The organism is Streptomyces sp. NPDC088254, from assembly GCF_044740925.1.
In the GTDB taxonomy this organism is placed as follows: domain Bacteria; phylum Actinomycetota; class Actinomycetes; order Streptomycetales; family Streptomycetaceae; genus Streptomyces.
On record NZ_JBIURQ010000002.1, the window covers coordinates 1 to 26794 of the forward strand.

The window sequence follows — 26794 nt, forward strand, 5'->3', positions numbered from 1 at the left end:
TCCTCCGGGCGCTTCCCTTCGGTCTTGCGTTTCCGACTCTATCAGATCTTTTTCCGATCCGATTTCCTCGGTGCTTTCCGGTTCCCGCTCTCGCGTTTCCCTTCCGGCGTTTCCGACTCTATCAGATCCTTTCGGCCCTGATTCCCAGTCAGAGGGGGTTGTCTTCCCGGCCGCTCGGGCCGTTCCGACGAGTGAGACTTTAGCGGATTCCCCGCCGCCGAAGCGAATCGGGGCCCGCGTCCTTTCGAACGCGGATTCCTCATTTCGCGAATACGCACGCCAATGAAACGACGACAGACCAATGGACTGCTCGTCGAGAGTCTGGTGAGGTACTTGCGGAATGGCTGTCCGGGGACCGACCGAAGTCGGCGCTCACGTCGGACAACTCGGAGAACACTACGTATCGACCCGGGGTGTGTCAACCCGCCTCCTCGGCGGTCCCGCGCGGCGTACTGTGGGGGGTCATGTTCATGCGTACGTGCAACCAGCAGTGGTGGGCCGCCTGAGGGCGGCCGGACTCACGTATGCAGTCAGCGGCCGCCGCCTCGGCGGCCGTTCTCGTTTCTCCCTCCTGAGAGCCGGCCGGCGGGCGCGGCGGTCATCGACCAGGAGGTGGAGTGATGAAGAGGGTCTTCAGCGGGGTCAAGCCGACCGGGCATCTGACGCTGGGGAACTACCTGGGAGCCATGCGCCGGTGGGCCGAGGTGGACCAGCACCGGGCGGACGCCTTGTTCTGCGTCGTCGACCTGCACGCGCTGACCGTGGACCACGATCCGGCGCGGGTGCGTCGGCTCAGCAGGCAGACGGCCACCCTGCTGCTGGCGGCCGGGCTGGATCCGGCCTTGTGCACCCTGTTCGTGCAGAGCCACGTGGACGAGCACGCGCGGCTGTCGTACCTGCTGGAGTGCGTGGCCACCGACGGCGAGATGCGTCGGATGATCCAGTACAAGGAGAAGGCCGGACGGGAACGCGAGCGCGGCGGGAGCGTGCGGCTGTCGCTGCTGACGTATCCGGTGCTGATGGCCGCGGACATCCTGGCCTACGCGGCGGACGAGGTGCCCGTGGGCGACGACCAGGCGCAGCACGTCCAGCTGACGCGGGATCTGGCGTTGCGGTTCAACCAGCGCTACGGGCAGACGTTCGTGGTGCCGAGGGCCACGCATCCCGCGGTGGCCGCCCGGGTGATGAACCTGCAGGAGCCCGCGTCGAAGATGGGCAAGAGCGAGGACTCCGGGCCGGGGATCGTCTACCTGCTGGACGAGCCCGACGTGGTGCGCAAGAAGGTCATGCGGGCCGTGACCGACAGCGGCCGGGAGGTCGTGTACGACCGGGCGGGGCGGCCAGGGGTGGCGAATCTGCTGGAGATCCTCGCGGCGTGCACGGGCGGGAACCCCGAATCCCTCAGCGCCGACTACCGGTCGTACGGCGCTTTGAAGAAGGACACGGCGGACGCTGTGGTCGAGGTCCTGAAGCCCCTGCAGGCCAGGCACAAGGAGCTGTGCGCTGACCCGGCGCATGTGGAGGGGGTGCTGAGGGAGGGTGCGGAGAAGGCCCGGGCGATGGCCCGTCCGGTGGTCGACTCCGCCTATCGCGCGATCGGGCTGCTGCCGCCGGTGCCGGAGCCGCTGCTGAACGCGGCGCGGTAGGCGCGCGGGCTGGTGGCGAGGCGCGATGCGAAGTGCTGGCGCATCGTGACCTCGCTGCCGAATCCGGCGCGGCGGGCGACCTCTGGCATGGGGAGGTCGGTGCGTTCGAGGAGTTTCTGGGCTGCGGCGAGCCGCTGGTCGAGGAGCCAGCGCAAGGGGGTGGTGCCGGTCTCGGCGGTGAAGTGGCGGGCGAAGCTGCGTGGGGACATGCCGGCGTGAGCGGCCAGGTCCGCGACGGTCAGGGGTTGGTGGAGGTGGCGCAGGGCGTGTTCGCGGACGGCGGCGAGGGTGTCGGCGTCGTCGGCAGTGCGCGGGGTGGGTCGTTCGATGAACTGGGCCTGGGTGCCGGTGCGGAAGGGAGCGGTGACCATCGATCGGGCGATGGTGGCGGCTGCCTCGGCTCCGTGCGCGATGCGAACGAGGTGGAGGCAGAGGTCGATGCCGGCCGCGGTGCCGGCGGCGGTCCAGACGTTGTCGTCCTCGATGAAGAGGGCGTCGGGGACCAGGTCGACGCGGGGGTGATGGGTGCGCAGGAGGTCGACAAGGCTCCAGTGGGTGATCGCGCGGCGGCCGTCGAGGAGGCCGGCCTGGGCGAGGGTGAACGCTCCGCCGCACAGGGCGGCGAGGGTGGTACCACGGGCGTGGGCGCGGCACAGGGCGTCGAGGACGGGTTTCGGTGCGGGGGTGAGGTGGTCGTCGAGGCCCGGGACGAGGATCAGGTCGGCGTGGGAGAGCCAGGAGAGGGCGCGGTCGGGGAGGAGGGTGAGGCCGCCGCGCATCGGGATGGGGGCCGAGGTGTCGGCGGCGACGCGGCGCAGGTCGAAGGCGGGGACTCCGCGGTCGGTGCGGTCGCTGCCCCAGACCTCGGTGATGACGGAGACGTCGAAGGCGCGGATGCCGGGAAAGGCGACGAGGGCCACACGGTACGGGTTCTCCATGGTTGGCAGTAAACCATCGATCACTGACTTTCTGCCCTCTGTGAGCAGTGTCGGTACAGCGGCAGGATCGTCGGCATGGAGATTTCACAGAACGCCGCGCTGCTGGTGGTGGACGTGCAGAAGGGCTTCGACGAGGCCGGTTTCTGGGGGGTTCGGAACAACCCGGGCGCCGACGACAACATCGCTGCGCTCATCGACGTGTGGCAGGGGTCGGGCCGGCCGGTCGTGTTCGTTCGGCATGACTCGTCGAAGCCGGACTCGCCGCTGCGGGCCGGGTACGCGGGAAACGAGTTGAAGGGGTACGTGGAGGAGCGGCGCGGCAGGGGAACAGGTCCGGACCTGTTCGTCACGAAGAGCGTGAACTCTGCTTTCTACGGGACGCCGGATCTGGACGGCTGGTTGAAGGCCGCGGGGATCTCGCAGCTCGTGGTGGCGGGGATCCAGACGAACATGTGCGTGGAGACGACGGCCCGGATGGGCGGGAATCTCGGGTACGACGTGCTGCTCGCCTACGACGCGACGTACACGTTCGACCTGGAGGGGCCGTTCGGGTGGCGGCGGAGCGCGGACGAGGTGGGGCAGGCGTCGGCGGTGTCGCTGCACGGGGGCGGTTTCGCGCGGGTGGTGACCACGAAGGAGGTCGTGGACGCGGCGCGGTGAGGTGACTGCCCCCCGGTGGGCGGGCGGCGTCAGTCCTTTGTGCCGGAGGCCAGTTGGCGGCTGCGGTCGCGGGCGGCTTCGAGGGCCGCGATGAGGGCGGCGCGTACGCCGTGGTTCTCCAGTTCGCGGATGGCGTTGATGGTGGTGCCCGCCGGGGAGGTGACGTTCTCGCGGAGCTTGACGGGGTGTTCGCCGCTGTCGCGGAGCATCGTGGCCGCGCCGATGGCGGACTGGACGATGAGGTCGTGGGCCTTGTCGCGGGGCAGGCCGAGCAGGATGCCGGCGTCGGTCATCGCTTCGACCAGGTAGAAGAAGTAGGCCGGGCCGGAGCCGGAGAGGGCGGTGCAGGCGTCCTGCTGGGACTCGGGGACGCGCAGGGTCTTGCCGACGGAGCCGAAGATCTCCTCGGTGTGGGCGAGGTCGGCTTCGCCCGCGTGGCTGCCGGCGGAGATGACGGACATGGCCTCGTCGACGAGGGCGGGGGTGTTCGTCATGACGCGGACGACGGGAACGCCGGCGGTGAGGCGGTCCTCGATGAACGCGGTGGTGATGCCGGCGGCTCCGCTGATGACCAGGCGCCCGGCGGGGACGTGCGGGGCGAGTTCATCGAGGAGGGCGCCCATGTCCTGCGGCTTGACCGTGAGGATGAGGGTGTCGGCGGTCTTGGCGGCTTCGGCGTTGGTGACCGGGACGACTCCGTGGCGGCTGCGGAGTTCCTCGGCCCGCTCGGCGCGGCGGGCGGTGACGAGGAGGTCGGCGGGGGGCCAGCCGCCTCGGAGCATTCCGCTGAGAAGGGCTTCGCCGATCTTGCCGGTGCCGAGGACTGCGACTTTCTGGGCCATGGCGGGGTGTCCTCCGGAGGGGTGCGTCGTCCTGAGGGCATCCTCGCATCCGGGGTGGGCCGCGTGGTGCGGTCGTCCGGCAGGCGGGACGTCGGGCGGGGCGGTGGAGCGGGGCCGGCGCGCGGTCGCGGGCGGGCTGTCATGCCGTACGCCTGCGGAGTGTCGCCGCGCCGAGGCCGAGGACCAGCAGGGCGCAGCCGGCCACGATGAGGACGTCGCGGACGAAGGTCGCCGTCATGTCGGTGTGCCTGAGGACCTCGTTCATGCCGTCGACGGCGTAGGACATGGGCAGGACGTCGGAGAGGCCTTCGAGGGCGGGGTGCATCTCGTCGCGCGGGGTGAACAGGCCGCACAGGAGGAGCTGGGGGAAGATCACCGCCGGCATGAACTGGACCGCCTGGAACTCCGAAGCGGCGAAGGCGGAGACGAACAGGCCGAGGGCCGTGCCGAGGAGCGCGTCGAGCAGGGCCACCAGGAGAAGGAGCCAGGGGCTGCCCGTGACGTCGAGGTCGAGGAACCAGACGGCGAGGCCGGTGGCCAGGGCGGACTGGATGATCGCGAGGGCTCCGAAGGCGAGGGCGTAGCCGGCGATCAGGTCGCCCTTGCCGAGGGGGAGGGCGAGGAGGCGTTCCAGGGTGCCGGAGGTGCGTTCGCGCAGGGTGGCGATGGACGTCACCAGGAACATCGTGATCAGCGGGAAGATCCCGAGGAGGGAGGCTCCGATGTCGTCGAAGGTGCGGGGGCTGCCGTCGAAGACGTAGCGGAGCAGGAACAGCATCGCGCAGGGGATGACGATCATCAGGGCGATGGTGCGGGGGTCGTGGCGGAGCTGGCGCAGGACGCGGGCCGCGGTGGCGGTGGTGCGCGAGAGGTTGAGGGTGCCGGTGGGGGCGGGGCGGGTGGGTGTGGTCATCGGGTCGTCTCCTTTTCACGGGCGGACCGCGTCGCCTCGTCGACGAGGTGCAGGAAGGCCGCCTCGACGGTGTCGGAGCCGGTGCGGGTGCGGAGGGCGTCGGGCGTGTCGTCGGCGAGGATCTCGCCCTCGCGCATGAGGAGGAGCCGGTGGCAGCGCTCGGCTTCGTCCATGACGTGGGAGGAGACGAGGAGGGTGGCGCCGCGGGAGGCGGCGATGTCGTCGAAGAGGTTCCACAGGTCGCGGCGCAGGACGGGGTCGAGGCCGACGGTGGGTTCGTCGAGGACGAGGAGTTCGGGAGCGCCCAGGAGGGCCACGGCGAGGCTGACGCGGCTGCGCTGGCCGCCGGAGAGGTTGCCGGCGAGTGCGTCGGTGTGGCTGGTGAGGTCGACGTCGGCGATGGCCCGGGTGACGTCGTCGTGGCGGCGGTCGGCCGCCGGGCGCCCGGGGTCGAGGATCGCGGCGAAGTAGTCGAGGTTCTGGCGGACCGTGAGGTCGGCGTAGACGGAGGGGGCCTGGGTGACGTAGCCGATGCGGGTGCGCAGGGCGGGGTGTCCGGCGGGCCGGCCCAGGACGTCGAGGGTGCCGGTGACCTTGGCCTGGGTGCCGACGATCGCGCGCATGAGGGTCGACTTGCCGCAGCCCGAGGGGCCGAGGAGCCCGGTGATCTGGCCGCGCGGGACGGTGAAGTCGAGGGAGCGCAGCACCGTGCGGGGGCCTCGGACGACGGTGAGGCCTCGGGCCTGGACGGCGGGTGTCCGGTCGGCGTCGGGAGGCCTCGGAGGCTCTCCGGAACTGTAATTCATCATGTGATGAATAATGCGCCTCGGACGGGGCGCCGTCAAGAGGGGCGAGGGCGGGCGGGGCGTCGTCGAGAAGGGCCGGGCCCGTGGAACATGCGTGTGCGGCGGCCCCGGAACCGGGAGCCGCCGCACGGGAGAGGTGTGGTCCGCGGGGTCAGGGTCGGAGGGCGACCAGGAACGCGACGTCGTACGTCTCCTCGACGATGCCGTCCGGGAAGACGGTCAGGAGGTGCCGGCGCTCCTCGTCGAGGAAGGCGTCGGCGCTCTCCCCGGCGTGGACGAGGAAGATCGAGTGGCTGCCGATGTTGGCCAGATGGGTGTCCAGGGGGACGCGGCGGCTCCAGCGGACCTGGCCGCGGGCGAAGTCCAGGGGGTCGGTCGGGCCGGCCAGGACCGCGTGCGTGCCGTCGCCGTTCCTGCCGGCGGTCCGCTCCAGGCCGAAGTGGCGCTGGACGCGGTCGGTCTGGGCGTCGATCCAGGGCACGTCGAGTGCGGCGGCGTTCCACCACAGGACGAGGGCGCCACCGGGGCGCAGCACGCGTACGGCCTCCGGGACGGAGCGCGCCGGGTCCGTCCAGTGCCAGGACTGGGCGTAGGTGAGGAAGTCGACGGAGGCGGTGGCGAGGGGGAGTCGGTTGCCGTCGCCTCGGACGACCGGCACCTCGGGGAGGGCGCGGCGGAACTGCTCGGCCATGCCGTCGCCCGGTTCGACCGCGATGACGTCGGCGCCGCGGGCGTGCAGGAGGGCGGTCGCGATGCCGGTGCCCGCGCCGATGTCGGCGACGCGCGCCCCGGCGAGCGGACGGTCCGCCATGGTCTCGATCGCTTCGAGGAGGGCGGGCGGGTAGGAGGGGCGGTTGGCGGCGTACTGGGCTGCGGCGGAGCTGAAGGAGAGCGCTCGGCCGGTGTGTGCGGGAGCCGTCATGGGGCCATCGTGGCCGGGGCGGGCGGCGAGGGGAACGGGGCCTGCGGGTGCGCCGGGGCGGGCGGCGAGGGGAACGGGGCCTGCGGGTGCGCCGGGGCGGCTCAGATCCGGCGGCGCTTCTTCGACGGGTTGCCCGTACGGCGGCCGGAGCGGCGTTCGTACTGGACGCGGGCCGCCTCGTACTCCTCGCGGTGGAGCTTCTCGCCCGGAGCCTCGGTGAGCGAGCGGAAGAAGTAGGCGAGCAGGGAGCCGACGAAGCCGATGGCCAGCAGACCGCGCAGGGAGGACTGGCGTTCGGGGTCGTGGCGCTTGGTGAAGCCCTCCAGGGTGTGCCGGAAGGCCAGCGCGCTGCACACCGCGAACATGACGACGACCAGCAGGGTCACGAAGCTGCCGCTGTCGGCGATCGCGAGGCCCTCGTAGGCGAGGCGCAGCACCAGGCAGGAGCCGACCGCGGCGGCGAGGGACCCGACGGACGCGGCGGCCCGGCGGGCGGCGTAGCCCTGGTCGTGGTCGACCCAGGTCGTGCCGAAGAAGCGCAGGGGCTCGGGGCGGGGGCCGGTGGCGCCGCCCCGGGCGCCGTTGTCGTCGCTCACATGACGATTATGGCCGCGGGCGGGGCGGGCTCCCCGGGTGGGGCCGGAGGTGGGCGGGCTTCCGTCGGGTTTCCCGTGAGGTGTCCCGTCGGGCTTTCCGTCCGGCCTTCGAACCGGTCGAACCGGTGGGAGCCCGCCCGTGCCGTGCGGGTCAGCCGCAGCGTGAGGCCACGTAGCCGTCGCTGCCCGTGCGGACATATGCGTCCGAGACGTACTGGCCGCTGCCGATGTTGTCCCAGATGTTCGACGTGCCGTACGGGCCGCTGACCGATGTGCCCGGCGTCTGGCAGTAGATCGCCACCGAGGCCCCTTCGGGCAGGACGCGGACCACGCCGTAACCGGTGCCGGGACCGCTGCGGACGTTCAGCCGGACGCCCGGGGCGACCGGATAGGAGTTCACCGCCACGGCCGCCCGCCGCACCGGCTCCCCGCCGCCCTCGACCTCTTCGACCTGCTCGACAGACATGACTGAACCTCCCCCGTGAACCCCCATGACCTCCATGGGGGGAGACGTTGATTCCCTGGAATCAGCGGCTGAAACGCATGTATGCAATTCGAACACGGGGGCCTGGCAAGCCTCCTCGGTCCCGTCAGCCTCATCGACTAGGCTCCCTGCGTCGCGCGCGCCGATTCGCGGCCGAACAGCACGGGGGTGGTCCATGGCGCCACAGCGCAACGCCGGATCGGATGCGGAAGCGGAACTTCCCGAGTACGCCGGCCACTACCGTCTGGAAGCGTGTCTGGGCTCGGGCGGGATGGGCGTGGTCCACCTGGCCCGCAGCACCTCGGGGATGAAGCTCGCGGTGAAGGTGGTGCACGCCCGGTTCGCCGAGGACCCCGAGTTCAGAGGGCGGTTCCGGCAGGAGGTCGCCGCCGCGAGACGGGTGAGCGGGGCGTTCACCGCACCCGTCGTCGACGCCGACCCGGAGGCCGGACGGCCCTGGATGGCCACGCTGTTCATCCCCGGTCCGACCCTCTCGGACCAGGTGAAGCGGAACGGGCCCTTGAGTACGGGTGAGTTGCGACGGCTGATGGCCGGACTCGCGGAGGCCTTGCGCGACATCCATCGCGTCGGCGTCGTCCACCGGGATCTGAAGCCCAGCAACGTCCTGCTCGCCGAGGACGGCCCGAAGGTCATCGACTTCGGCATCTCCCGGCCCAAGGACAGTGAACTGCGCACCGAGACAGGAAAGTTGATCGGCACCCCGCCGTTCATGGCGCCGGAGCAGTTCCGGCGGCCGAGGGAGGTCGGGCCCGCCGCCGACATCTTCGCGCTCGGGTCGGTCCTGGTGCACGCGGCGACCGGGCGGGGGCCGTTCGACTCCGACAGCCCCTACGTCGTCGCCTACCAGGTCGTGCACGACGAGCCCGATCTCACGGGCGTGCCGCAGGTCCTCGCCCCGCTGGTCCAGCGCTGTCTGGCGAAGGAGCCCGAGGAGCGGCCCACACCGGACGAGTTGATGCGGGAACTGCGTTCGGTGTCGGCCTCGTACGACACACAGGTGTTCATACCGGCGCCGCGGGACCGGGACGGGGACCGAGAGAGGGACCAGGACCAGAAGCCGGACCGCGATTCCCTCCGTCTCACCGGTCAGGCGGACGCGGCCGGCGAGGACACCCCCGGGGGCAGTCGGTCCGCCTGGAGCCACGGGGACTCCGACGGCGACGGGCACGCCGAGAAGGGCGGGGCCGCCACGCCCGCGCCCCGCACCCGGCGTCGGCTGCTCCGGCCGATGGCGGTCGCCGCGGGGGCGCTGAGCCTCGTCGCGGGCGGGGTCGCCGCCGTCCAGTGGGCCGGGGGCGCGCCCGCGCCGGGGCCCACCGGGGGGCGGACGGCGCCGGCCGGGTTCTCGGCGTGGAGGTCGGACCCGGTGTCCGACGCGCAGACCGCGCCCGAGTGCTCCTACGGCGCCGGGAAGCTCCTGTGCGCCCAGGCGGGGACGGTTCTCGCGCTCGACCCCGCCGACGGTTCCCCGGCCTGGCGGCACACCGTCGAGGCGCCCCTCGGCAGCGGGGCGCCGGTGCTCGTCGGCGGTCTGGTGCAGCCCCCGGCGCACCTAGCCCCGCGGCTGGAGGCGCTCGACCCCGCCTCAGGCGAGGTGCGCTGGACGGCGGACGTGCCCGAGTACAACGCGCTGCACGCCGTCGGCGACATGCTGCTGCTCACCTCCCCCGACGGCACGGTCACCGGCGTCGACGGCGCCACGGGCAGGACCGCGTGGAGCCGTACGGTCCCCGGGCAGCCCGCGCCGTACTTCACCTCGTTCGCCGGCGATCCGCTCGCCTACGTGACGAGCACCTCCGACTCGGGGAGGACCTCCGTCACCGCCGTGGACCCGGCCACGGGCGCCGTGCGATGGCAGGCGGGGCTGGACGGCACGCTCACGGCCGTCGGCAGCCATGACGGGGCCCTGTTACTGCTGTCGGTCGAGGACCAGACCGGGTACACCGACGCCGTCGTGCGTTACGACCCCGCGTCGAAGTCGACCCGCCGGGTGAAGCTGCCGGTGACCCGCCAGGACCCGCAGGCCGGCGTGCGCGGGGACGTCGTCTACCTGCTGAGCACCGGCGGGGCGCTGGAGGCCGTCGACATGGCGGGGCGCCGCGTCCTGTGGCAGCTGGAGACCGGCGTGAGCCGGGGCTCGGAGCCGGTCTCCGACGGCCGGCATGTGTACCTCGTCGGCGCCGACGGACGGCTCCTCGGGGTCGACGCCCGCGCCGGGCGGCTGCTCGGGCAGACCCCGGCCCGCCTCGGCGCGCACGGCGACCGGGTGGCGGCCTCCCTGCCGGCGCCCGTCGTCGCGGACGGGCGCGTGTACGGCAGCGCGCCCGACGGCACCGTCTTCGCGGTGGACGGGGGCGACCCGGCGGGCTGGTGACCCCGCCGTCGCCCCCGCGGCACGGGATCAGCCCAGCTTGGACACGTCCCGCACGGCGCCCTTGTCGGCGCTCGTCGCCATCGCGGCGTAGGCGCGCAGGGCGGCGGACACCTTGCGCTCACGGTTCTTCGGGGCGTACGTCCCGTTCAACGCCTGCTCACGGCGCGTGAGTTCCTCGTCGTCGACGAGCAACTCGATCGTGCGGTTCGGGATGTCGATGCGGATGCGGTCGCCGTCCTCGACGAGGGCGATCGTGCCGCCGGACGCCGCCTCGGGCGAGGCGTGGCCGATGGACAGGCCCGAAGTGCCGCCGGAGAAACGGCCGTCGGTGATCAGGGCGCAGGCCTTCCCGAGTCCGCGGCCCTTCAGGTACGACGTCGGGTAGAGCATCTCCTGCATACCGGGGCCGCCCTTGGGGCCCTCGTAGCGGATGACGACGACGTCGCCCTCCGTGATCTGCTTCAGCAGGATCTTCTCGACGGCCTCCTCCTGCGACTCGCAGACGACCGCAGGGCCCTCGAAGGTCCAGATCGACTCGTCGACGCCGGCCGTCTTGACCACGCAGCCGTCGACGGCGAGGTTGCCCTTGAGGACCGCCAGGCCGCCGTCCTTGGAGTAGGCGTGCTCGGCGGAGCGGATGCAGCCGCCCTCGGCGTCCTCGTCCAGGGCCGCCCAGCGCTCCGACTGGGAGAACGCCTCGGCGGAGCGGACGCAGCCCGGCGCGGCGTGCCACAGCTCGATCGCCTCGGGGGACGGCGAGCCGCCGCGCACGTCCCACGTCTTCATCCAGTCCGCGAGGGACGGGCTGTGGACGGCGTGCACGTCCTCGTTGAGCAGGCCCGCGCGGTGCAGCTCGCCGAGGAGGGCGGGGATGCCGCCGGCTCGGTGCACGTCCTCCATGTAGTACGTGCGGTCCTTGGCGACGTTGGGCGCCACCTTGGCCAGGCACGGGACCCGGCGCGAGACGGCGTCGATCTCGTCGAGGCCGAACGGGACGCCCGCCTCCTGCGCGGCGGCCAGCAGGTGCAGGATCGTGTTGGTGGAGCCGCCCATCGCGATGTCCAACGCCATCGCGTTCTCGAACGCCGCGAAGGTGGCGACGTTGCGCGGGAGGACCGTCTCGTCGTCCTGCTCGTAGTACCTGCGGGTGATGTCCATGACCGTGCGCGCGGCGTCGACGTAGAGCCGCTTGCGGGCGGTGTGGGTGGCGAGGGTCGAGCCGTTGCCGGGGAGCGACAGGCCGATGGCCTCGGTCAGGCAGTTCATCGAGTTGGCGGTGAACATGCCGGAACACGAGCCGCAGGTCGGACAGGCGTTCTCCTCGATACGGAGGATGTCCTCGTCGGAGATCTTGTCGTTGACGGCGTCGGAGATGGCGTCGACCAGGTCGAGCGTGCGGACCGTGCCGTCGACGAGGGTGGCGCGGCCGGACTCCATGGGGCCGCCGGAGACGAACACCGTGGGGATGTTCAGCCGCAGGGCCGCGTTGAGCATGCCCGGGGTGATCTTGTCGCAGTTGGAGATGCAGATCAGGGCGTCGGCGCAGTGGGCCTCGACCATGTACTCGACGCTGTCCGCGATCAGGTCGCGGGAGGGCAGGGAGTACAGCATGCCGCCGTGACCCATCGCGATGCCGTCGTCGACGGCGATGGTGTTGAACTCGCGCGGGATGCCGCCGGCCTCGACGATCGCCTCGCTGACGATCCGGCCGACCGGCTGGAGGTGGGTGTGACCGGGCACGAACTCCGTGAAGCTGTTGGCCACGGCGATGATCGGCTTCCGGCCGATGTCCGCACCGGGTACACCGGAGGCGCGCATAAGGGCGCGTGCGCCCGCCATGTTGCGGCCGTGGGTGACTGTGCGGGACCTCAGCTCGGGCATCGCGCTCGCTCCTTCAGACAGATAGGGCTGCTGCCGAGCGTACGCCGGTCATCCAGGGACCGGGACGATGTGTCCGGGATGCGGGACGCATGTCTCGCCTGAGGGGCGGGTGCGGCTCCCGGTCACGGCCCGGCGAGGTGTCCCTGCACGACCGGCGCGACCCGGGCGACGATCTGTTCGACGTCCGCCGACGCCAGCGGTTCCACCTTGATCACGTACCGCAGCATCGCCATCCCCACCAGCTGGGCGGCCGCCAGTTCGGCGCGCAGCTCGGCGTCGGGGAGTTCGAGCTGCGCGGCGACGCGGCGCAGGAGCTGGGAGGCGACCAGACGGCGGAAGACGGCCGCCGCGGTCTCGTTGGTCACCGCCGAGCGGACGATGGCCAGGACGGGCGCACGGGTCGCCGGGTTCTCCCAGATGCCCAGGATGAAGCGGGTGAGGCGCTCGCCGACCTCGGCCGGCGGGCCGTCGGCGAGGGCGTCGGGCGCGTCGAGCGCGGGCGCGAACGCGACCTCGATGGCCGCCGCGAAGACCTGCTCCTTGGTGCCGAAGTAGTGGTGGACGAGCGCCGAGTCGACCCCGGCGGCCTTGGCGATGCCCCGCACGGACGTCTTCTCGTAGCCGCGCTCGGAGAACTCCTCGCGGGCCGCGGTCAGGATGCGGTCGCGGGTGTCGCCGGACTCGGTGCGCGGAGGCCGCCCGCGACGGCGCGCGCCGGTGCCGTTCACCAGCGGGGCACCTTCGGCGCCGACGCGAGGTGCAGTCGCGTGAAGGCCAGGGCCTCCGCGAGGTCGGCCTCCCGTTCGGCTCCGGACATGGCGCGCCGGGTGTTGACCTCGATGACGACATGGCCGTCGAAGCCGCTGAGCGCGAGCCGCTCCAGCAGTTCCGCGCAGGGCTGCGAGCCGCGGCCGGGGACCAGGTGCTCGTCCTTGGCCGAGCCGTTGCCGTCCGCGAGGTGGACGTGCCCGAGGCGGTCGCCCATACGGTCGAGCATCTGGATGGCGTCCGTACGGGCCGTCGCGGCGTGGCTGAGGTCGATCGTGAAGTGCCGGTAGTCGTCCTTGGTGACGTCCCAGTCCGGCGCGTAGGCGAGCATCTCGCGATCGCGGTAACGCCAGGGGTACATGTTCTCGACGGCGAACCGCACGTCCGTCTCGTCGGCCATCCGCCAGATTCCGGTGACGAAGTCGCGCGCGTACTGGCGCTGCCAGCGGAAGGGCGGGTGGACGACGACGGTGCCGGCGCCGAGCCTCTCGGCCGCCGCGCGGGCCCGCTGCAGCTTGACCCACGGGTCGGTCGACCACACCCGCTGCGTGATCAGCAGGCACGGGGCGTGCACGGCGAGGATCGGCACCTGGTGGTAGTCGCTGAGTCTGCGGAGCGCGTCGATGTCCTGGCTGACCGGGTCGTTCCAGACCATGACCTCGACGCCGTCGTATCCGAGGCGCGCGGCGATCTCGAAGGCCGTCGCCGTCGACTCCGGATAGACCGAGGCCGTCGACAGGGCGACCTTCGCATCCGGGATGCGCACGACTGGCTCTGCCATGGGGGACAGGTTACGGGGTGCGGTCGAGTGCGAGCCGGGTCCCCGGCGGCCGTTGTGGTGTTCGCCACGACGCCCACGACGGGCTCCGGTGGATTCGCGCCGAATGCGCAGGGGCTTGCGCAAGCACACGCCCGCGCGTGTGACTGACGGGGCGGCAGACGGAGGGGGGCGTGTGTGGATGCGCGCCGCGGCGGGTCGGCGGGGACGGTGACGGGGGGTGGCGAGGGCGCTTACGCGCGCGTGGCTGCCGGCGGGGAGGGTGGCGGGGCTGTAGCGGGGGCGCAGGCCTCCCGATGGGGCGGCTGGGACGTCGGTGGGGCGGCGCTCACGCGTGTGTGCCCCGTCGGCGGGCCACGAGGAGCCGCCTCGTACGCTCACGCGCACGTGCGGCCCGCTGGTCCGATCGCGCACGCGGGCCGACCGGCTCGCGCACGTGCACGTGTGCCCCGCCGGCTCGCGCACACGCGGCGTGTGGCCTGCCCGCCATGCGCACGCGCACGTGTGGTCCGCCTCGTTCTACGCCGAGCCCATGTGGTCCAGGCGGCGCAGGATGACGCCCTCTCTCAGGGCCCAGGGGCAGATCTCCAGGGTCTCCACACCGAACAGGTCCATCGCGCCCTCGGCGACCAGTGCCCCGGCGAGGAGCTGGCCCGCGCGGCCCTCCGAGACGCCGGGCAGCTCCGCGCGCTGGGCGGCGGTCATGCCGGCCAGGCGCGGCACCCAGGCCTCCAGGGACTCCCGCTTGAGCTCGCGCTGCACGTACTGGCCGTCGGTGGAGCGGGCGGCGCCGGCGAGGCGGGCGAGTTGCTTGAAGGTCTTCGACGTGGCGACGACGTGGTCCGGGGAACCGAAGCGGCTGAACTCCCCCACCGTGCGGGCGATCTCCGCGCGCGCGTGCCGGCGCAGCGCCCGGATGTCCTCGGGGTCGGGCGGGTCGCCGGGCAGCCAGCCCGCCGTGAGCCGGCCCGCGCCCAAGGGGAGGGAGACGGCCGCGTCGGGCTCCTCGTCGATGCCGTACGCGATCTCCAGGGAGCCGCCGCCGATGTCCAGGACGAGCAGCTTGCCCGACGACCAGCCGAACCAGCGGCGGGCGGCGAGGAAGGTGAGCCGGGCCTCCTCCGCACCGGTGAGGACCTGGAGCTCGACGCCGGTCTCGTCCCGCACACGCGCGAGGACGTCGTCGGCGTTGCCGGCCTCGCGCACGGCGGACGTCGCGAACGGCAGCAGGTCCTCGACGCCCTTGTCCTCGGCGGCCTGGAGGGCCTCCTGGATGACCGTGATCAGCCGGTCGACGCCTTCCGCGCCTATCGCCCCGCTGTCGTCGAGGAGTTGAGCCAGGCGCAGTTCCGCCTTGTGCGAGTGCGCGGGCAGCGGGCATGCGCCGGGGTGCGCGTCCACCACCAGCAGGTGCACCGTGTTCGATCCCACGTCGAGGACACCGAGTCTCATGAGGGGAAACGCTACTGCCAGGCGGGCTCCGCACGGTCCCCGGTGTGCTTCCTGAGACGGTGTCGCGCCGTCCCGCGGGCGACTTACCCTGGAGGCGTGCCAAAGACGAAAAGCGCGAAGCACGACAAGAACGCCACCTCGAAGAAGTCGCGCAAGGCCGCCCCGCAGGGGTCGCCCGCCGACCCGCCCGGGGACGAGAAGGGCCTCGACTTCGCGCGCGCGTGGGTCGAGTTCCCCGACCCCGCCGACCAGGAGCAGGTCTTCCGGTGCGACCTGACCTGGCTGACCTCGCGCTGGAACTGCATCTTCGGCAGCGGCTGCCAGGGCATCCAGGCGGGCCGCGCCGACGACGGCTGCTGCTCACTGGGGGCCCACTTCTCCGACGAGGACGACGAGAAGCGCGTCGCCGAGCACGTGGCGCGCCTCACCCCGGAGATCTGGCAGCACCACGACGAGGGCACGCGGGGCGGCTGGGTCGCGGAGGACGAGGACGGCTCGCGGCAGACCCGCCCGTTCAACGGATCGTGCATCTTCCAGAACCGTCCCGGATTCGCGGGCGGCGCCGGCTGCTCGCTGCACATCCTGGCGCTGCGGGAGGGCCGCGAACCGCTGGAGACCAAGCCGGACGTCTGCTGGCAGCTCCCGGTGCGGCGCACGTACGACTGGATCGACCGGCCCGACGACACACGCGTGCTGCAGGTGTCGATCGGTGAGTACGACCGGCGGGGCTGGGGTCCGGGCGGTCACGACCTGCACTGGTGGTGCACCTCGGCGACCTCGGCGCACGGCGCGGGCGAGCCGGTGTACGTGTCGTACCGGGCGGAGCTGACCGAGCTGATGGGCAAGGCGGGCTACGACCGGCTGGTCGAGCTGTGCGAGCAGCGGCTCGCCGCGCAGCTTCCGCTGGTGGCGCCGCATCCGGCGGACCCGGCGGGCTGAGGGAGGTTCTGCCGGGCGGCTCCGTCAAGGCGCCCCGGTGTCGCCGTCGCCGCCGCCCTCCCCGCCGCCGTCGCCCGGTGGCGGTGTGGAGACGCCCGGGTCCGGTGTGGACGGATCGGGGGTGGGCTCGGGGTCGGCGGTGGCCGGCGGGGGGCTGGAGGCCGGGGGCGTCGTGGGCGGGGCCGTGGGGCTGGGCGCGGGTCCCTGCGACGGGGGCGCGCCGGTGGGGCGGCCCGGTCCGGGATCGGCGGGCGCGGGCGCGACGCCGTAGCCGTCGATGGAGACGACCGCGCCGGCCGGGGCGATCGCCACGCGTGCGTGCCAGTGCCCGGCGGGTTCGCGCAGACGGTCGACGTACACCTTGACCGTCGTCGAATCGCCGGGCTCGATCACGCCCCGGGAGCGGCTCAGGTGGAGCCAGGGGGCGGTGGCGGTCGCGGACCAGCGGATCGGCTCGGGCGCGTCCGGGGCCGCGGTCAGGGTGATCAGAGTGGTGGCGCCTTCGGTGCCGGCCCGCACGGAGAGGCGGCCGACGCCGTGCTCGCCGAGTCCGGCGACGCTGATGACCTCGACCGAGACGTCGGTCTCGTCGCCCGCGGAAGCGCGCCCGCCGGGCCGGGTACTGGCGTTGCCGGCGTTCTGGTAACCGCCGGCGGCCGCCGAGTCGAGTCCGCCGGGGTCGTGTGCCTCGCTGGCGGCGGGGTTGCGTCCGTCGGCGCCCTCGGTGGTCGGCGTACTCCGGTAGGCGGCCCAGAGGGCGATCACGGGCGCGGCGACGACGGTGGCGACGACGGTCGTGGTGACGGCACGCGCGCGTAGGCGGTCGCGGCGGGCGGCGCGGTCCTTGGGGGCCATCGGGAAGCCGCGCCGGTCGAACCGGGGGGCGGCCGCGCCCCGCGCGCGGGAGAGGCGGGCGGTGGCGGCGCGCAGGGTCGCGCGGGGTGCTTCCAGCACGGGCAGCTCGGCGGGGGTGACGCCGGCGCCGGGCCAGCGGCCGGGGACCGCGCGTTCGGCAGCACGGCGGCAGCGCGGGCAGTCGTCGACGTGCCGGACGAGTTCGCGGCGCAGGGCGGCGCTCAGCACGAGCTGGTCGTCTCCGGAGAGGCGGTCCACCCCGGGGCAGCCGCCGGTCTCGACGACGGCGAGGGCGGCGCGGGTGCGCTCGACCTCGCAGGCGGCGGTGGCGAGCAGCTCGCGGGCTGCGGCGTGCTCCATCCCGAGAACGGCGGCCACCTCGTGGGCGGCGAGCTGATGGCGTACGGCGAGTTCCAGCGCCTCGCGCTGCTCGGGTGTGGTGCCGGCCGCCTCCGGCCAGGCGAGCAGGGCGAGTTCACGCCGCCGCTGCTGCTGCCGGGCCTCGTCCGCGAGATCGGCGAGGGGCGCTTCGGCGGGCTTCGCGCCGCTCGCGCCGGGGGCGTTCGACCGCCCCGCCGCGTGCGTGCCCTGGCGTTTCCGCCGGGCCTCGGCGAGCTCCCGCAGACACGCCCAGCGGGCCAGTGCGTACAGCCATGCCCTGCGGTCGCCCGGAGCGTCCGGGACGCGCTGACCGCGTCGCTCGGCGAGGGCGAGGGCGTCCGCGAGGGCTGCGGTGGCCGCGTCGTGCTCGCACAGGACGGACAGACAGTAGGTGAACAGCCCGTCGAGGTACGGCTCGTAGGACGGCTCGCTGCGGCCGTGCGGTCGCCGCGCCGGCGTGCGCGCCTCGGCGCGGTCGCACACCTCCCGGTGCGCCCGGTGTGCGCCGGTCGTGCGGGTCGGGGTCTGCGGACTGCTGCTCATCACCCGTGCGACCGTAGGCGGCGCGGAACTGCGTGTTCTGCCCCCTTGAGTCCTTTTAATCCGTACGGGTGAAACGATCCCTCATACGGGTCGGGAGCGAAAGGTGCATACGGGGGTCGTCCCCCCGTGGGGGAACGCCGGGGGCGCACGGTTGTCCACAGGCGCGGACCGTTGTCGGTGGCTGCGGTTACGGTTTCCCCATGGCTGCCCGTACGAAGACCACCAAGGACCGTCCGTCCTACCGCTGCACGGAATGCGGCTGGCAGACGGCCAAGTGGCTCGGCCGCTGCCCCGAATGCCAGGCGTGGGGCACGGTCGAGGAGTACGGCGCGCCCGCGGTCCGTACGACGACGCCGGGGCGCGTCACCACCTCCGCCCTGCCGATCGGCCAGGTCGACGGCCGTCAGGCCACCGCCCGCCCCACCGGCGTGACCGAGCTGGACCGTGTGCTCGGCGGGGGCTTGGTGCCGGGTGCGGTGGTGCTGCTCGCCGGGGAGCCGGGCGTGGGCAAGTCGACGCTCCTGCTCGACGTGGCCGCCAAGTCGGCCAGTGACGAGCACCGCACGCTCTATGTGACCGGTGAGGAGTCCGCGAGCCAGGTCCGGCTGCGCGCCGACCGCATCGGCGCCATCGACGACCACCTCTACCTCGCCGCCGAGACGGATCTGGCGGCCGTCCTCGGCCACTTGGACGCGGTGAAGCCCTCGCTGCTGATCCTCGACTCGGTGCAGACCGTGGCCTCCCCGGAGATCGACGGCGCGCCCGGCGGGATGGCCCAGGTCCGCGAGGTGGCCGGGGCCCTCATCCGCGCCTCCAAGGAACGCGGCATGTCCACGCTGCTCGTGGGCCATGTCACCAAGGACGGCGCGATCGCGGGGCCGCGCCTGCTGGAGCACCTGGTCGACGTCGTCCTGCACTTCGAGGGCGACCGGCACGCGCGCCTGCGTCTCGTGCGGGGCGTCAAGAACCGCTACGGGGCGACGGACGAGGTGGGCTGCTTCGAACTGCACGACGAGGGCATCACGGGCCTCGCGGACCCGAGCGGCCTCTTCCTGACCCGTCGTGACGAACCGGTCCCGGGGACCTGCCTGACGGTCACCCTGGAGGGCCGCCGCCCCCTGGTCGCCGAAGTGCAGGCGCTCACCGTCGACTCGCAGATCCCCTCCCCGCGCCGGACGACCTCCGGCCTGGAGACGTCCCGGGTGTCGATGATGCTCGCGGTCCTGGAACAGCGGGGCAGGATCAGCGCCCTCGGCAAGCGGGACATCTACTCCGCGACGGTCGGCGGGGTGAAGCTCTCCGAGCCCGCCGCGGACCTGGCGATCGCCCTCGCGCTGGCCAGCGCCGCCAGCGACACACCCCTGCCGAAGAACCTCGTCGCGATCGGCGAGGTGGGCCTCGCGGGCGAGGTAAGACGGGTCACGGGCGTGCAGCGCAGGCTCGCCGAGGCCCACCGTCTGGGCTTCACGCACGCGCTCGTGCCGGGCGATCCCGGAAGGGTCCCCGCGGGCATGAAGGTCCTGGAAGTCGCGGACATGGGGGACGCCCTGCGGGTCCTGCCACGGTCCCGTCGCCGAGAGGCCCCACGGGAGGGGGAGGACCGCCGGTAGACTTTGCCCAGGTCTCGCCCGTCCGTACGAACCGAGTGCGCGCAGCGGGGACGCCCCAGAACCTGCGACCGGAGGAGTGCAGTGGCAGCCAACGACCGGGCGGCAGCTCATGGAAAGTCCGGTGGCAATTCCGGTGCCGAGGGCCTGATGCGTGCCTCGCTGAGCGCGGTGGCCCCCGGCACGGCTCTGCGCGACGGCCTGGAGCGGATCCTGCGCGGCAACACCGGCGGGCTCATCCTGCTGGGCTCCGACAAGACGGTCGAGGCGATGTGCACGGGCGGCTTCGTCCTGGACGTCGAGTTCACGGCGACCCGGCTGCGCGAGCTGTGCAAGCTCGACGGCGGCATCGTGCTCTCCTCCGACCTGTCGAAGATCCTTCGGGCCGGCGTCCAGCTGGTGCCGGACCCCACGATCCCCACGGAGGAGACCGGCACGCGGCACCGCACGGCGGACCGCGTCAGCAAGCAGGTCGGCTTCCCCGTCGTCTCGGTCTCCCAGTCCATGCGGCTGATCGCGATCTACGTCGACGGCCACCGCCGCGTCCTGGAGGACTCGGCGGCGATCCTGTCCCGCGCGAACCAGGCCCTCGCCACCCTGGAGCGCTACAAGCTCCGCCTGGACGAGGTCGCGGGCACTCTGTCGGCGCTGGAGATCGAGGACCTGGTGACGGTCCGGGACGTGTCCGCCGTGGCCCAGCGCCTGGAGATGGTGCGCCGCATCGCCACCGAGATCGCCGAGTACGTGGTTGAGCTGGGCACCGACGGCCGTCTTCTCGCCCTCCAGCTCGACGAGTTGATCGCGGGCGTGGAGCCCGAGCGTGAGCTGGTGGTCCGGGACTACGTGCCGGAGCCGACGGCCAAGCGCTCCCGCACGGTCGACGAGGCGCTGTACGAGCTGGACGCGCTGAGCCACGCCGAGCTCCTCGAAATGCCCACGGTGGCGCGGGCGCTGGGCTACACCGGCTCCCCCGAGGCCCTCGACTCCGCGGTCTCCCCGCGCGGTTTCCGGCTCCTGGCCAAGGTCCCCCGCCTTCCCGGCGCCATCATCGACCGCCTGGTGGAGCACTTCGGCGGCCTCCAGAAACTCCTCGCCGCGAGCGTCGACGACCTCCAGACGGTCGACGGAGTGGGCGAGGCGCGGGCCCGCAGCGTCCGAGAGGGCCTCTCCCGTCTGGCGGAGTCCTCGATCCTGGAACGCTACGTCTGACACAGCCCGCGGCTGCGGCATGCGAGCCGCGGGCCGATTGTCCGCCCTAGGGCGCGTTTCGCCCTAGTCGGCCTTCAGCACGAACGACGTCTGCGCCTTCGCAAAGCCCGGGACCTTCGCCTCGACCAGGTAGGTCCCCGGTCCGGCCACCCCCGGCGGCGGCGTCGCGCACTTGGGTGCACCGGGCTTGCGGTCCCAGGTCACGGTGTACGTGAGGCCGCTCCCGCCGGCCACGCGGTACAGCCGGCTGCCCGCACCCTTGGGGCAGTCGTCGGAGGACCAGTAGTCGTCCTCCGCCCCCGCCTGAGTGATCGTCAAAACTGCTTTCGCGGGCCCGAGATCGACCTTGCAGTCACTCCCTGAGGAGTTCTTCGCCGTCAGCTGGAACGTGGGCTTCTGTCCCGGCGAGTAGGTGTTGCGGACACTGCGCAGGCTCAACGTCACCACGCTCGCGGTGCAGTTGGGCAGCGTGGTCCCGGCCGGCAGGACCGTGGCGGACGTCCCGGCACTGGAAACGCCGTCGCTCACCACACCCCCGGCGCCCACCGCGGACCCACCGTCGCCCGCACCGGCGCCACCGGAACCGGTCCCGGCTCCGCCACCCGAACCCGACGCGCCCCCGGAGCCGCCCACGGCCCCGGACCCGCCCGATCCACCCGATCCGCCAGAGCCGGAACCGGAGCCCTCATCGCCCGACTCGTCGCGGCCGCCGGGGTTTTGACTGATCGCGGGCCCTGATCCGGACGGTCCCGGAGTGATCGAAGGCGCGGGATTCTTCCCGTTGGGACCGTCCGCGCCGTTGCGTCCGCCACCCCCGCCCGAGGCCACGATCCAGGTGACCAGCAGCGCCAACAGGGCGACCACGGACAGCAGTACGACCCTCCGTCGCCAGTAGATGGAGGAGGGAAGCGGCCCGACCGGATTGCGCAGAGATCCCACGGCGCAAACTGTACGAGAGATCGCGCCGTTCACCGGCCCCACCCGCCGCCCGGAGAACAACTTTTCCGGATCATCATCCCGGACACGACTGCTCCGCCCTCGACTTGTGCCCTTCCCACCGCCACCAGTCACACGAGGTGACGACGACGGCCTCCACGCTCACCATCCGTGACCGGGGCGGAAGGAGCCGCCTCCCTTCGCATTCGCGCCGCTTGCACCTCTGGCCACAGCCGCCTGACGCTCCGGCCGCGACCGGGAGGGCGCGGTCCCACGGAAGATCCCCGTGGCCCGCCCCACAGAGTGGCGGTACGCGCGCCCCCCTCCCCTCATGGCAGGATCGGTAGGGCCATGACTGCGCCCACCAAGCCCCCGTACAGCAGCCCCGCCGACGCCGGCACCGCCCCCGGTCCCCTGCTCGACGAGCAGGTCACCGGCGCCCACCTCCATTCCCCCGTCATCGACTGGTTCGACGACAACGCCCGCGACCTGCCCTGGCGGCGGCCCGAAGCCGGCGCATGGGGCGTGATGGTCAGCGAGTTCATGCTCCAGCAGACTCCCGTCAACCGGGTCCTGCCCGTCTACGAGCAGTGGCTCGCCCGCTGGCCGCGCCCCGCCGACCTGGCCGCGGAAGCCCCCGGCGAGGCCGTACGCGCGTGGGGCAGGCTCGGCTATCCGCGCCGCGCCCTGCGGCTGCACGGCGCGGCGGTGGCCATAACGGAACGGCACGGCGGCGACGTGCCGTCGGACCACGCTCAACTCCTGGCGCTGCCCGGCATCGGCGAGTACACGGCCGCCGCGGTCGCCTCGTTCGCGTACGGGCAGCGGCACGCCGTGCTGGACACCAACGTCCGGCGGGTCTTCGCGCGCGCGGTCACCGGTGTCCAGTACCCGCCGAACGCGACCACGGCCGCCGAGCGCAAACTCGCCCGGGCGCTGCTGCCCGAGGAACAGGAGACCGCCGCGCGCTGGGCGGCCGCCTCCATGGAACTGGGGGCGCTCGTCTGCACGGCCAAGAACGAGACGTGCGGGCGCTGCCCGATCGCCGCACAGTGCGCCTGGCGGCTCGCGGGCAAGCCGGAGCACACCGGCCCGCCCCGCCGGGGGCAGACGTACGCCGGCACCGACCGCCAGGTGCGCGGCAAGCTGCTCGCCGTCCTGAGGGACGCTCACGCGCCCGTGCCGCAGACCGTTCTGGACCGCGTGTGGCACGAGCCGGTGCAACGCGCGCGTGCGCTGGACGGGCTCGTCGCGGACGGTCTCGTGGAACCGCTGCCCGGCGGCCAGTACCGCCTGCCGCTGACGTGACGCACAGCCAGTTCACGGCCGTCGCACAGGCTCGGCGCTTGCGCACATCTCCGTAACGGGCTTCCGTCACACTCGCTCGCGACCCAAAACCCCCCATAGGCACGCCGATCGGTCGGTCCTCTTACCCCGAACTCATTTCCGTTACACAACCGACGGACAGCCGAGCGCTGGCCGCAGGCTGCCTCGGACAGTGCCGTGACAACACCTCCGTAGCTTCTCTTCCGTGGCCGCAGCGGCAAGGGCCACAGACCACGAGCAGGACACCGGCGGACCACGGTCGGCCGGAACGGGGACACGGAGGGTGTTGAACATGGCGCAGGGAGAGGTGCTCGAGTTCGAGGAGTACGTCCGCACTCGGCAGGACGCGCTGCTGCGCAGCGCCCGCCGACTGGTCCCGGACCCGGTCGACGCCCAGGACCTGCTCCAGACGGCGCTGGCCCGGACGTACGGCCGCTGGGAAGGCATCGCGGACAAGCGGCTGGCCGACGCCTACCTGCGCCGCGTCATGATCAACACCCGCACCGAGTGGTGGCGGGCCCGCAAGCTGGAGGAGGTGCCCACCGAGCAGCTCCCGGACGCCTGCGTGGACGACTCCACCGAGCAGCACGCGGACCGCGCCCTGCTGATGGACGCGATGAAGGTGCTCGCTCCCAAGCAGCGCAGCGTCGTCGTGCTGCGACACTGGGAGCAGATGTCCACGGACGAGACCGCCGCCGCCCTCGGCATGTCGGCGGGAACGGTCAAGAGCACGCTGCACCGGGCGCTCGCCCGGCTCCGTGAGGAGCTGGAATCCCGCGATCTGGACGCACGCGCGCTGGAGCGTGAGGAGCGGGAGCGTTGCGCGGCGGCCTGACCGAGGCCGGGCCCCCACGGGTCCGGGGGATCTTCCAGGCGGCGATCACGGCGATGACCGTGCTCGCCGCCCTCGGGCTTTTGGCCTCCGCCTGCGCCACCGGGGGGACCGGCGCGCGCGACGAGGGACCGGCCCGGGGCGACGCCTCCCTGGGCGCCGCCTCGTCGGGCGCCACCCCCGCCGCGGCCCCGACCAGCACCTTCGACCGTGTGGACGCGGTCCGTCTGGTCAAGGACGATCCGGCGGTGTCGGCCGAGGTCAAGCGCGGGCTGAAGCCCTGCGTCGGCGACGAGTGGCCGGTCGACGTGTCGTACGGCGACCTCACCGGCGGCTCGGAGGACGACATCGTGGTGAACGTGCTGACGTGCAGTGACGTCGTCGGCGTCGGTTCGTACGTGTACCGGCGAGCGGGCGACGGGTACACCAACGTGTTCAAGGCGGAGGAGCCGCCGGTCTACGCGGAGGTGGACCGGGGCGGCCTCGTCGTGAGCAGGCAGGTGTACGAGAAGGGCGACCCGGTCTCCAGTCCTTCGGGCGAGAATGTGGTCACCTACCGCTGGGTCTCGGGCCGGTTCGTCAAGGAGTACAGCTGGCACAACGACTACAGCGTCGTGGGCGACGACGCGACGCCGCCGCCGTCGGCCGGCGGCTGACCGGGCCGGTCGCACGGGGGAACGCCGTCGGGGAACGTGGTCGGGCGAAGTCCCCCGGCGAGGTCGTCGGGCAAGGTCGTCGGAGAAGAATCGGCCGTCGGGTGAACCGTTCGGGCCCTCCGGACCGATGAACCAGTGAACGACCTGAGCGCTCCGGGCGTCCCTTCTAGGGACACTCGGACAGCGAAGCGACAGATCATGCCCGAGATCCGACCGCCGAGCCACGACCGAGCAGACACGACCGACCAGACACCACCGAACCGAACACGACCCACCGAGACGCAAGCGACCGGCTCACCACGAGCCGGCTCACGAGCGGCCATACGCACGAGGACTGAGAGCACCGGGATGGCAGACCAGACCCACGTCCTGTTCGTCGAGGACGACGACGTCATCCGCGAGGCCACCCAGCTCGCCCTGGAGCGGGACGGCTTCGTGGTCACCGCGATGCCCGACGGCCTGTCCGGACTGGAGGCGTTCCGGACCGACCGGCCCGACATCGCGCTGCTGGACGTGATGGTGCCCGGCCTGGACGGCGTGAGCCTGTGCAGGCGCATCCGCGACGAGTCCACCGTGCCGGTGATCATGCTCTCCGCGCGCGCCGACTCCATCGACGTCGTCCTCGGCCTGGAGGCCGGCGCGGACGACTACGTGACCAAGCCGTTCGACGGCGCCGTCCTGGTCGCCCGTATCAGAGCGGTGCTGCGCCGGTTCGGTCACGCAGGCGGCGGCGACCGGTCGGACCAGGACGCGTCGGCGGTCGGGGGCGTGCTGACCTTCGGCGAGCTGGAGGTCGACACCGAGGGCATGGAGGTACGGCGGGCGGGCCGGCCGGTGGCGCTCACGCCGACCGAGATGCGCCTGCTGCTGGAGTTCTCCTCCGCCCCGGGCACGGTGCTGTCCCGGGACAGACTGCTGGAGCGGGTGTGGGACTACGGCTGGGGCGGTGACACGCGGGTGGTCGACGTCCATGTGCAGCGGCTGCGGACCAAGATCGGTCAGGACCGCATCGAGACGGTCCGCGGCTTCGGTTACAAGCTGAAGGCCTGAGCGGACGGGGTATCGGGGGATGTTGCGACACCTGGTTCCGGTCCGCGTGGAGCGCGCGGGCATCCGCACCGGCCTGCGGTGGAAGCTGAGCGCGGCCATCGCGCTGGTCGGCGCGCTGGTGGCGGTCGCGCTCAGTCTCGTCGTGCACAACGCGGCCCGCGTGTCCATGCTGGACAACGCCCGCGATCTCGCGGACGAGCGCATCCAGATCGCCCAGCGCAACTACCAGTTGTCGAGGCACCCGAACTTCCCCAACATCAAGATCGACGACCCGCGGCTGCCGGCGGAGCTGAGGGAGAAGGTCGAGGAGGGCCGCCGGGCGACGTTCGTGTCGGACCACGGGGGCGGCGCGCCGGACATCTGGGCGGCGGTGCCGGTCAACAACGGCGATCATGTGCTCTCCCTGCACACCGGGTTCACCGACCGCAGCACGGACATCCTCAAGGATCTCGACCAGGCCCTGGTGATCGGTTCCATCGCGGTCGTCTTCGGCGGCAGCGCGCTCGGCGTGCTCATCGGCGGACAGCTGTCCCGGCGGCTGCGCAATGCGGCGGCCGCGGCGAACGAGGTCGCCAAGGGAGAGGCGGACGTCCGCGTGCGGGACGCGATCGGCGGTGTGGTCCGGGACGAGACGGACGACCTGGCCAGCGCCGTGGACGCGATGGCGGACGCGCTGCAGCAGCGGCTGGAGGCGGAGCGCAGGGTCACCGCCGACATCGCGCACGAACTGCGCACCCCGGTGACGGGGCTGCTGACCGCCGCCGAACTGCTGCCGCCCGGCCGACCCACCGAACTGGTCCTGGACCGGGCGAAGGCGATGCGCACGCTCGTCGAGGACGTGCTGGAGGTGGCCCGACTGGACGGGGCGTCGGAGCGGGCCGAGCTGCAGGACATCCTGCTGGGCGAGTTCGTCGCCCGCCGGGTCGCGGCCAAGGATCCCGAGGTCGAGGTGCGCGTGATCCACGAGTCGATGGTGACCACGGATCCGCGGCGGCTGGAGCGGGTGCTGTTCAACCTGCTCACCAACGCGGCCCGGCATGGCAAGGCGCCGATCCAGGTCTCCGTGGAGGGGCGGGTGATCCGGGTGCGCGACCACGGTCCCGGCTTCCCGGAGGCTCTGCTCGCCGAGGGCCCGAGCCGCTTCCGCACCGGCAGCAGCGCCCGCGCCGGCCGTGGTCACGGGCTGGGTCTGACCATCGCCGCCGGTCAGGCCCGGGTCATGGGCGCCCGGCTGACCTTCCGGAATGTGCAGCCGGTGGGCGCGCCCGAGCACATACCCGCCGAGGGCGCGGTCGCCGTGCTGTGGCTGCCCGAACACGCGCCGACGAACACCGGCAGCTATCCGATGCTGCCCTGAGCGGAAGGCACCGGCGCTCGGG

At 72.6% G+C, this 26794-nt stretch carries 24 protein-coding genes; 11 read left to right on the forward strand and 13 right to left on the reverse strand.

All coding sequences use genetic code 11. The features are described 5' to 3' along the window. The first annotated feature begins 620 nt into the window (after positions 1 to 620). Positions 621 to 1646 carry a tryptophan--tRNA ligase gene (gene trpS, locus ACIOC0_RS06875; RefSeq protein ID WP_402153281.1) on the forward strand — a complete coding sequence of 342 codons (1026 nt, stop codon included), beginning with the start codon at positions 621 to 623 and terminating at the stop codon, positions 1644 to 1646. Here trpS and ACIOC0_RS06880 read toward each other — a convergent pair. Then, positions 1586 to 2584 (reverse strand): GlxA family transcriptional regulator, encoded by a 999-nt coding sequence (locus ACIOC0_RS06880; protein ID WP_402153283.1) that lies wholly within the window; start codon positions 2582 to 2584, stop codon positions 1586 to 1588. The genes trpS and ACIOC0_RS06880 overlap by 61 nt on opposite strands. A 75-nt stretch (positions 2585 to 2659) precedes the next feature. Between ACIOC0_RS06880 and ACIOC0_RS06885 the strand changes: the two genes are divergently transcribed. Next, entirely contained in the window at positions 2660 to 3244 is a 585-nt protein-coding gene (locus ACIOC0_RS06885; RefSeq protein ID WP_402153285.1) for a cysteine hydrolase family protein, read from the forward strand. A 29-nt stretch (positions 3245 to 3273) separates the two neighbouring features. Here ACIOC0_RS06885 and proC read toward each other — a convergent pair whose 3' ends face one another. From proC to ACIOC0_RS06915, 6 genes are all read right to left on the reverse strand, one after another. Continuing rightward, positions 3274 to 4086 (reverse strand): pyrroline-5-carboxylate reductase, encoded by an 813-nt coding sequence (gene proC, locus ACIOC0_RS06890; RefSeq protein WP_402153287.1) that lies wholly within the window; start codon positions 4084 to 4086, stop codon positions 3274 to 3276. Positions 4087 to 4225: 139 nt separating this feature from the next. Next, complete coding sequence (locus tag ACIOC0_RS06895) at positions 4226 to 4999, reverse strand: ABC transporter permease (RefSeq protein WP_402153289.1); 774 nt, start codon at positions 4997 to 4999, stop codon at positions 4226 to 4228. Then, positions 4996 to 5808 carry an ABC transporter ATP-binding protein gene (locus ACIOC0_RS06900; RefSeq protein ID WP_402153291.1) on the reverse strand — a complete coding sequence of 271 codons (813 nt, stop codon included), beginning with the start codon at positions 5806 to 5808 and terminating at the stop codon, positions 4996 to 4998. Before ACIOC0_RS06900 ends, ACIOC0_RS06895 begins: the two co-directional genes overlap by 4 nt. Positions 5809 to 5956: 148 nt before the next feature. Then, positions 5957 to 6727 carry a class I SAM-dependent methyltransferase gene (locus ACIOC0_RS06905; protein WP_402153293.1) on the reverse strand — a complete coding sequence of 257 codons (771 nt, stop codon included), beginning with the start codon at positions 6725 to 6727 and terminating at the stop codon, positions 5957 to 5959. A gap of 101 nt (positions 6728 to 6828) precedes the next feature. Continuing rightward, complete coding sequence (locus tag ACIOC0_RS06910) at positions 6829 to 7323, reverse strand: EamA/RhaT family transporter (RefSeq protein WP_402153295.1); 495 nt, start codon at positions 7321 to 7323, stop codon at positions 6829 to 6831. Positions 7324 to 7474: 151 nt separating this feature from the next. Continuing rightward, positions 7475 to 7789, reverse strand: coding sequence for an SH3 domain-containing protein (locus tag ACIOC0_RS06915; protein WP_402153297.1), 315 nt, complete (start codon positions 7787 to 7789; stop codon positions 7475 to 7477). A gap of 193 nt (positions 7790 to 7982) precedes the next feature. On the opposite strand from ACIOC0_RS06915, the gene ACIOC0_RS06920 reads away from it, so the two are divergent. Further along, positions 7983 to 10202 (forward strand): serine/threonine-protein kinase, encoded by a 2220-nt coding sequence (locus tag ACIOC0_RS06920; protein ID WP_402153299.1) that lies wholly within the window; start codon positions 7983 to 7985, stop codon positions 10200 to 10202. Between the two features lie 27 nt (positions 10203 to 10229). Here ACIOC0_RS06920 and ilvD read toward each other — a convergent pair whose 3' ends face one another. The 4 genes from ilvD to ACIOC0_RS06940 all read right to left on the reverse strand — a co-directional run bounded on the left by ilvD (position 10230) and on the right by ACIOC0_RS06940 (position 15081). Next, positions 10230 to 12083 (reverse strand): dihydroxy-acid dehydratase, encoded by a 1854-nt coding sequence (gene ilvD, locus ACIOC0_RS06925; RefSeq protein ID WP_402153300.1) that lies wholly within the window; start codon positions 12081 to 12083, stop codon positions 10230 to 10232. Between the two features lie 122 nt (positions 12084 to 12205). Next, the gene (locus tag ACIOC0_RS06930) at positions 12206 to 12811 is read right to left on the reverse strand and encodes a TetR family transcriptional regulator (protein WP_351339550.1); all 606 of its coding nucleotides are present in this window, start codon (positions 12809 to 12811) and stop codon (positions 12206 to 12208) included. Continuing rightward, a complete protein-coding gene (locus ACIOC0_RS06935; protein WP_402153302.1) occupies positions 12808 to 13632 on the reverse strand; it encodes a sugar phosphate isomerase/epimerase family protein in 825 nt (274 codons plus the stop codon). Before ACIOC0_RS06935 ends, ACIOC0_RS06930 begins: the two co-directional genes overlap by 4 nt. Positions 13633 to 14148: 516 nt before the next feature. After that, entirely contained in the window at positions 14149 to 15081 is a 933-nt protein-coding gene (locus ACIOC0_RS06940) for a Ppx/GppA phosphatase family protein (protein ID WP_352244917.1), read from the reverse strand. A gap of 96 nt (positions 15082 to 15177) precedes the next feature. Between ACIOC0_RS06940 and ACIOC0_RS06945 the strand changes: the two genes are divergently transcribed. Next, positions 15178 to 16020 (forward strand): hypothetical protein, encoded by an 843-nt coding sequence (locus tag ACIOC0_RS06945; RefSeq protein WP_402153304.1) that lies wholly within the window; start codon positions 15178 to 15180, stop codon positions 16018 to 16020. Positions 16021 to 16044: 24 nt separating this feature from the next. On the opposite strand, the gene ACIOC0_RS06950 is transcribed toward ACIOC0_RS06945, so the two are convergent. Next, on the reverse strand, positions 16045 to 17799 hold the full coding sequence (locus ACIOC0_RS06950) for a hypothetical protein (protein ID WP_402153306.1): 1755 nt from the start codon (positions 17797 to 17799) through the stop codon (positions 16045 to 16047). Positions 17800 to 17999: 200 nt separating this feature from the next. Here ACIOC0_RS06950 and radA point away from each other — a divergent pair, with 200 nt between their 5' ends. Both radA and disA read left to right on the forward strand, forming a co-directional pair. Beyond that, the gene (gene radA / locus ACIOC0_RS06955; RefSeq protein ID WP_402153308.1) at positions 18000 to 19409 is read left to right on the forward strand and encodes a DNA repair protein RadA; all 1410 of its coding nucleotides are present in this window, start codon (positions 18000 to 18002) and stop codon (positions 19407 to 19409) included. A gap of 81 nt (positions 19410 to 19490) precedes the next feature. Beyond that, positions 19491 to 20615: a DNA integrity scanning diadenylate cyclase DisA gene (gene disA / locus ACIOC0_RS06960; RefSeq protein ID WP_389039642.1), complete on the forward strand. Its 1125-nt coding sequence runs from the start codon at positions 19491 to 19493 to the stop codon at positions 20613 to 20615. A 63-nt stretch (positions 20616 to 20678) separates the two neighbouring features. Here the strand turns inward: disA and ACIOC0_RS06965 are convergent, their stop codons facing one another. Next, entirely contained in the window at positions 20679 to 21554 is an 876-nt protein-coding gene (locus ACIOC0_RS06965) for a hypothetical protein (protein ID WP_402153310.1), read from the reverse strand. Positions 21555 to 21902: 348 nt separating this feature from the next. Between ACIOC0_RS06965 and ACIOC0_RS06970 the strand changes: the two genes are divergently transcribed. The 5 genes from ACIOC0_RS06970 (at position 21903) to cseC (ending at position 26772) form a co-directional block, all read left to right on the forward strand. Continuing rightward, positions 21903 to 22859 carry an A/G-specific adenine glycosylase gene (locus ACIOC0_RS06970; RefSeq protein WP_402153312.1) on the forward strand — a complete coding sequence of 319 codons (957 nt, stop codon included), beginning with the start codon at positions 21903 to 21905 and terminating at the stop codon, positions 22857 to 22859. Between the two features lie 310 nt (positions 22860 to 23169). After that, positions 23170 to 23712 carry a SigE family RNA polymerase sigma factor gene (locus ACIOC0_RS06975; RefSeq protein WP_130438363.1) on the forward strand — a complete coding sequence of 181 codons (543 nt, stop codon included), beginning with the start codon at positions 23170 to 23172 and terminating at the stop codon, positions 23710 to 23712. Continuing rightward, complete coding sequence (locus ACIOC0_RS06980) at positions 23697 to 24365, forward strand: hypothetical protein (RefSeq protein WP_402153314.1); 669 nt, start codon at positions 23697 to 23699, stop codon at positions 24363 to 24365. The genes ACIOC0_RS06975 and ACIOC0_RS06980 overlap by 16 nt, the downstream gene beginning before the upstream one ends. A 348-nt stretch (positions 24366 to 24713) precedes the next feature. Next, positions 24714 to 25415: a two-component system response regulator CseB gene (cseB, locus tag ACIOC0_RS06985; protein ID WP_351090610.1), complete on the forward strand. Its 702-nt coding sequence runs from the start codon at positions 24714 to 24716 to the stop codon at positions 25413 to 25415. 19 nt (positions 25416 to 25434) lie between these two features. Continuing rightward, positions 25435 to 26772, forward strand: a complete 1338-nt coding sequence (gene cseC, locus ACIOC0_RS06990) for a two-component system sensor histidine kinase CseC (RefSeq protein WP_402153316.1) — start codon at positions 25435 to 25437, stop codon at positions 26770 to 26772. Positions 26773 to 26794 lie beyond the last annotated feature (22 nt).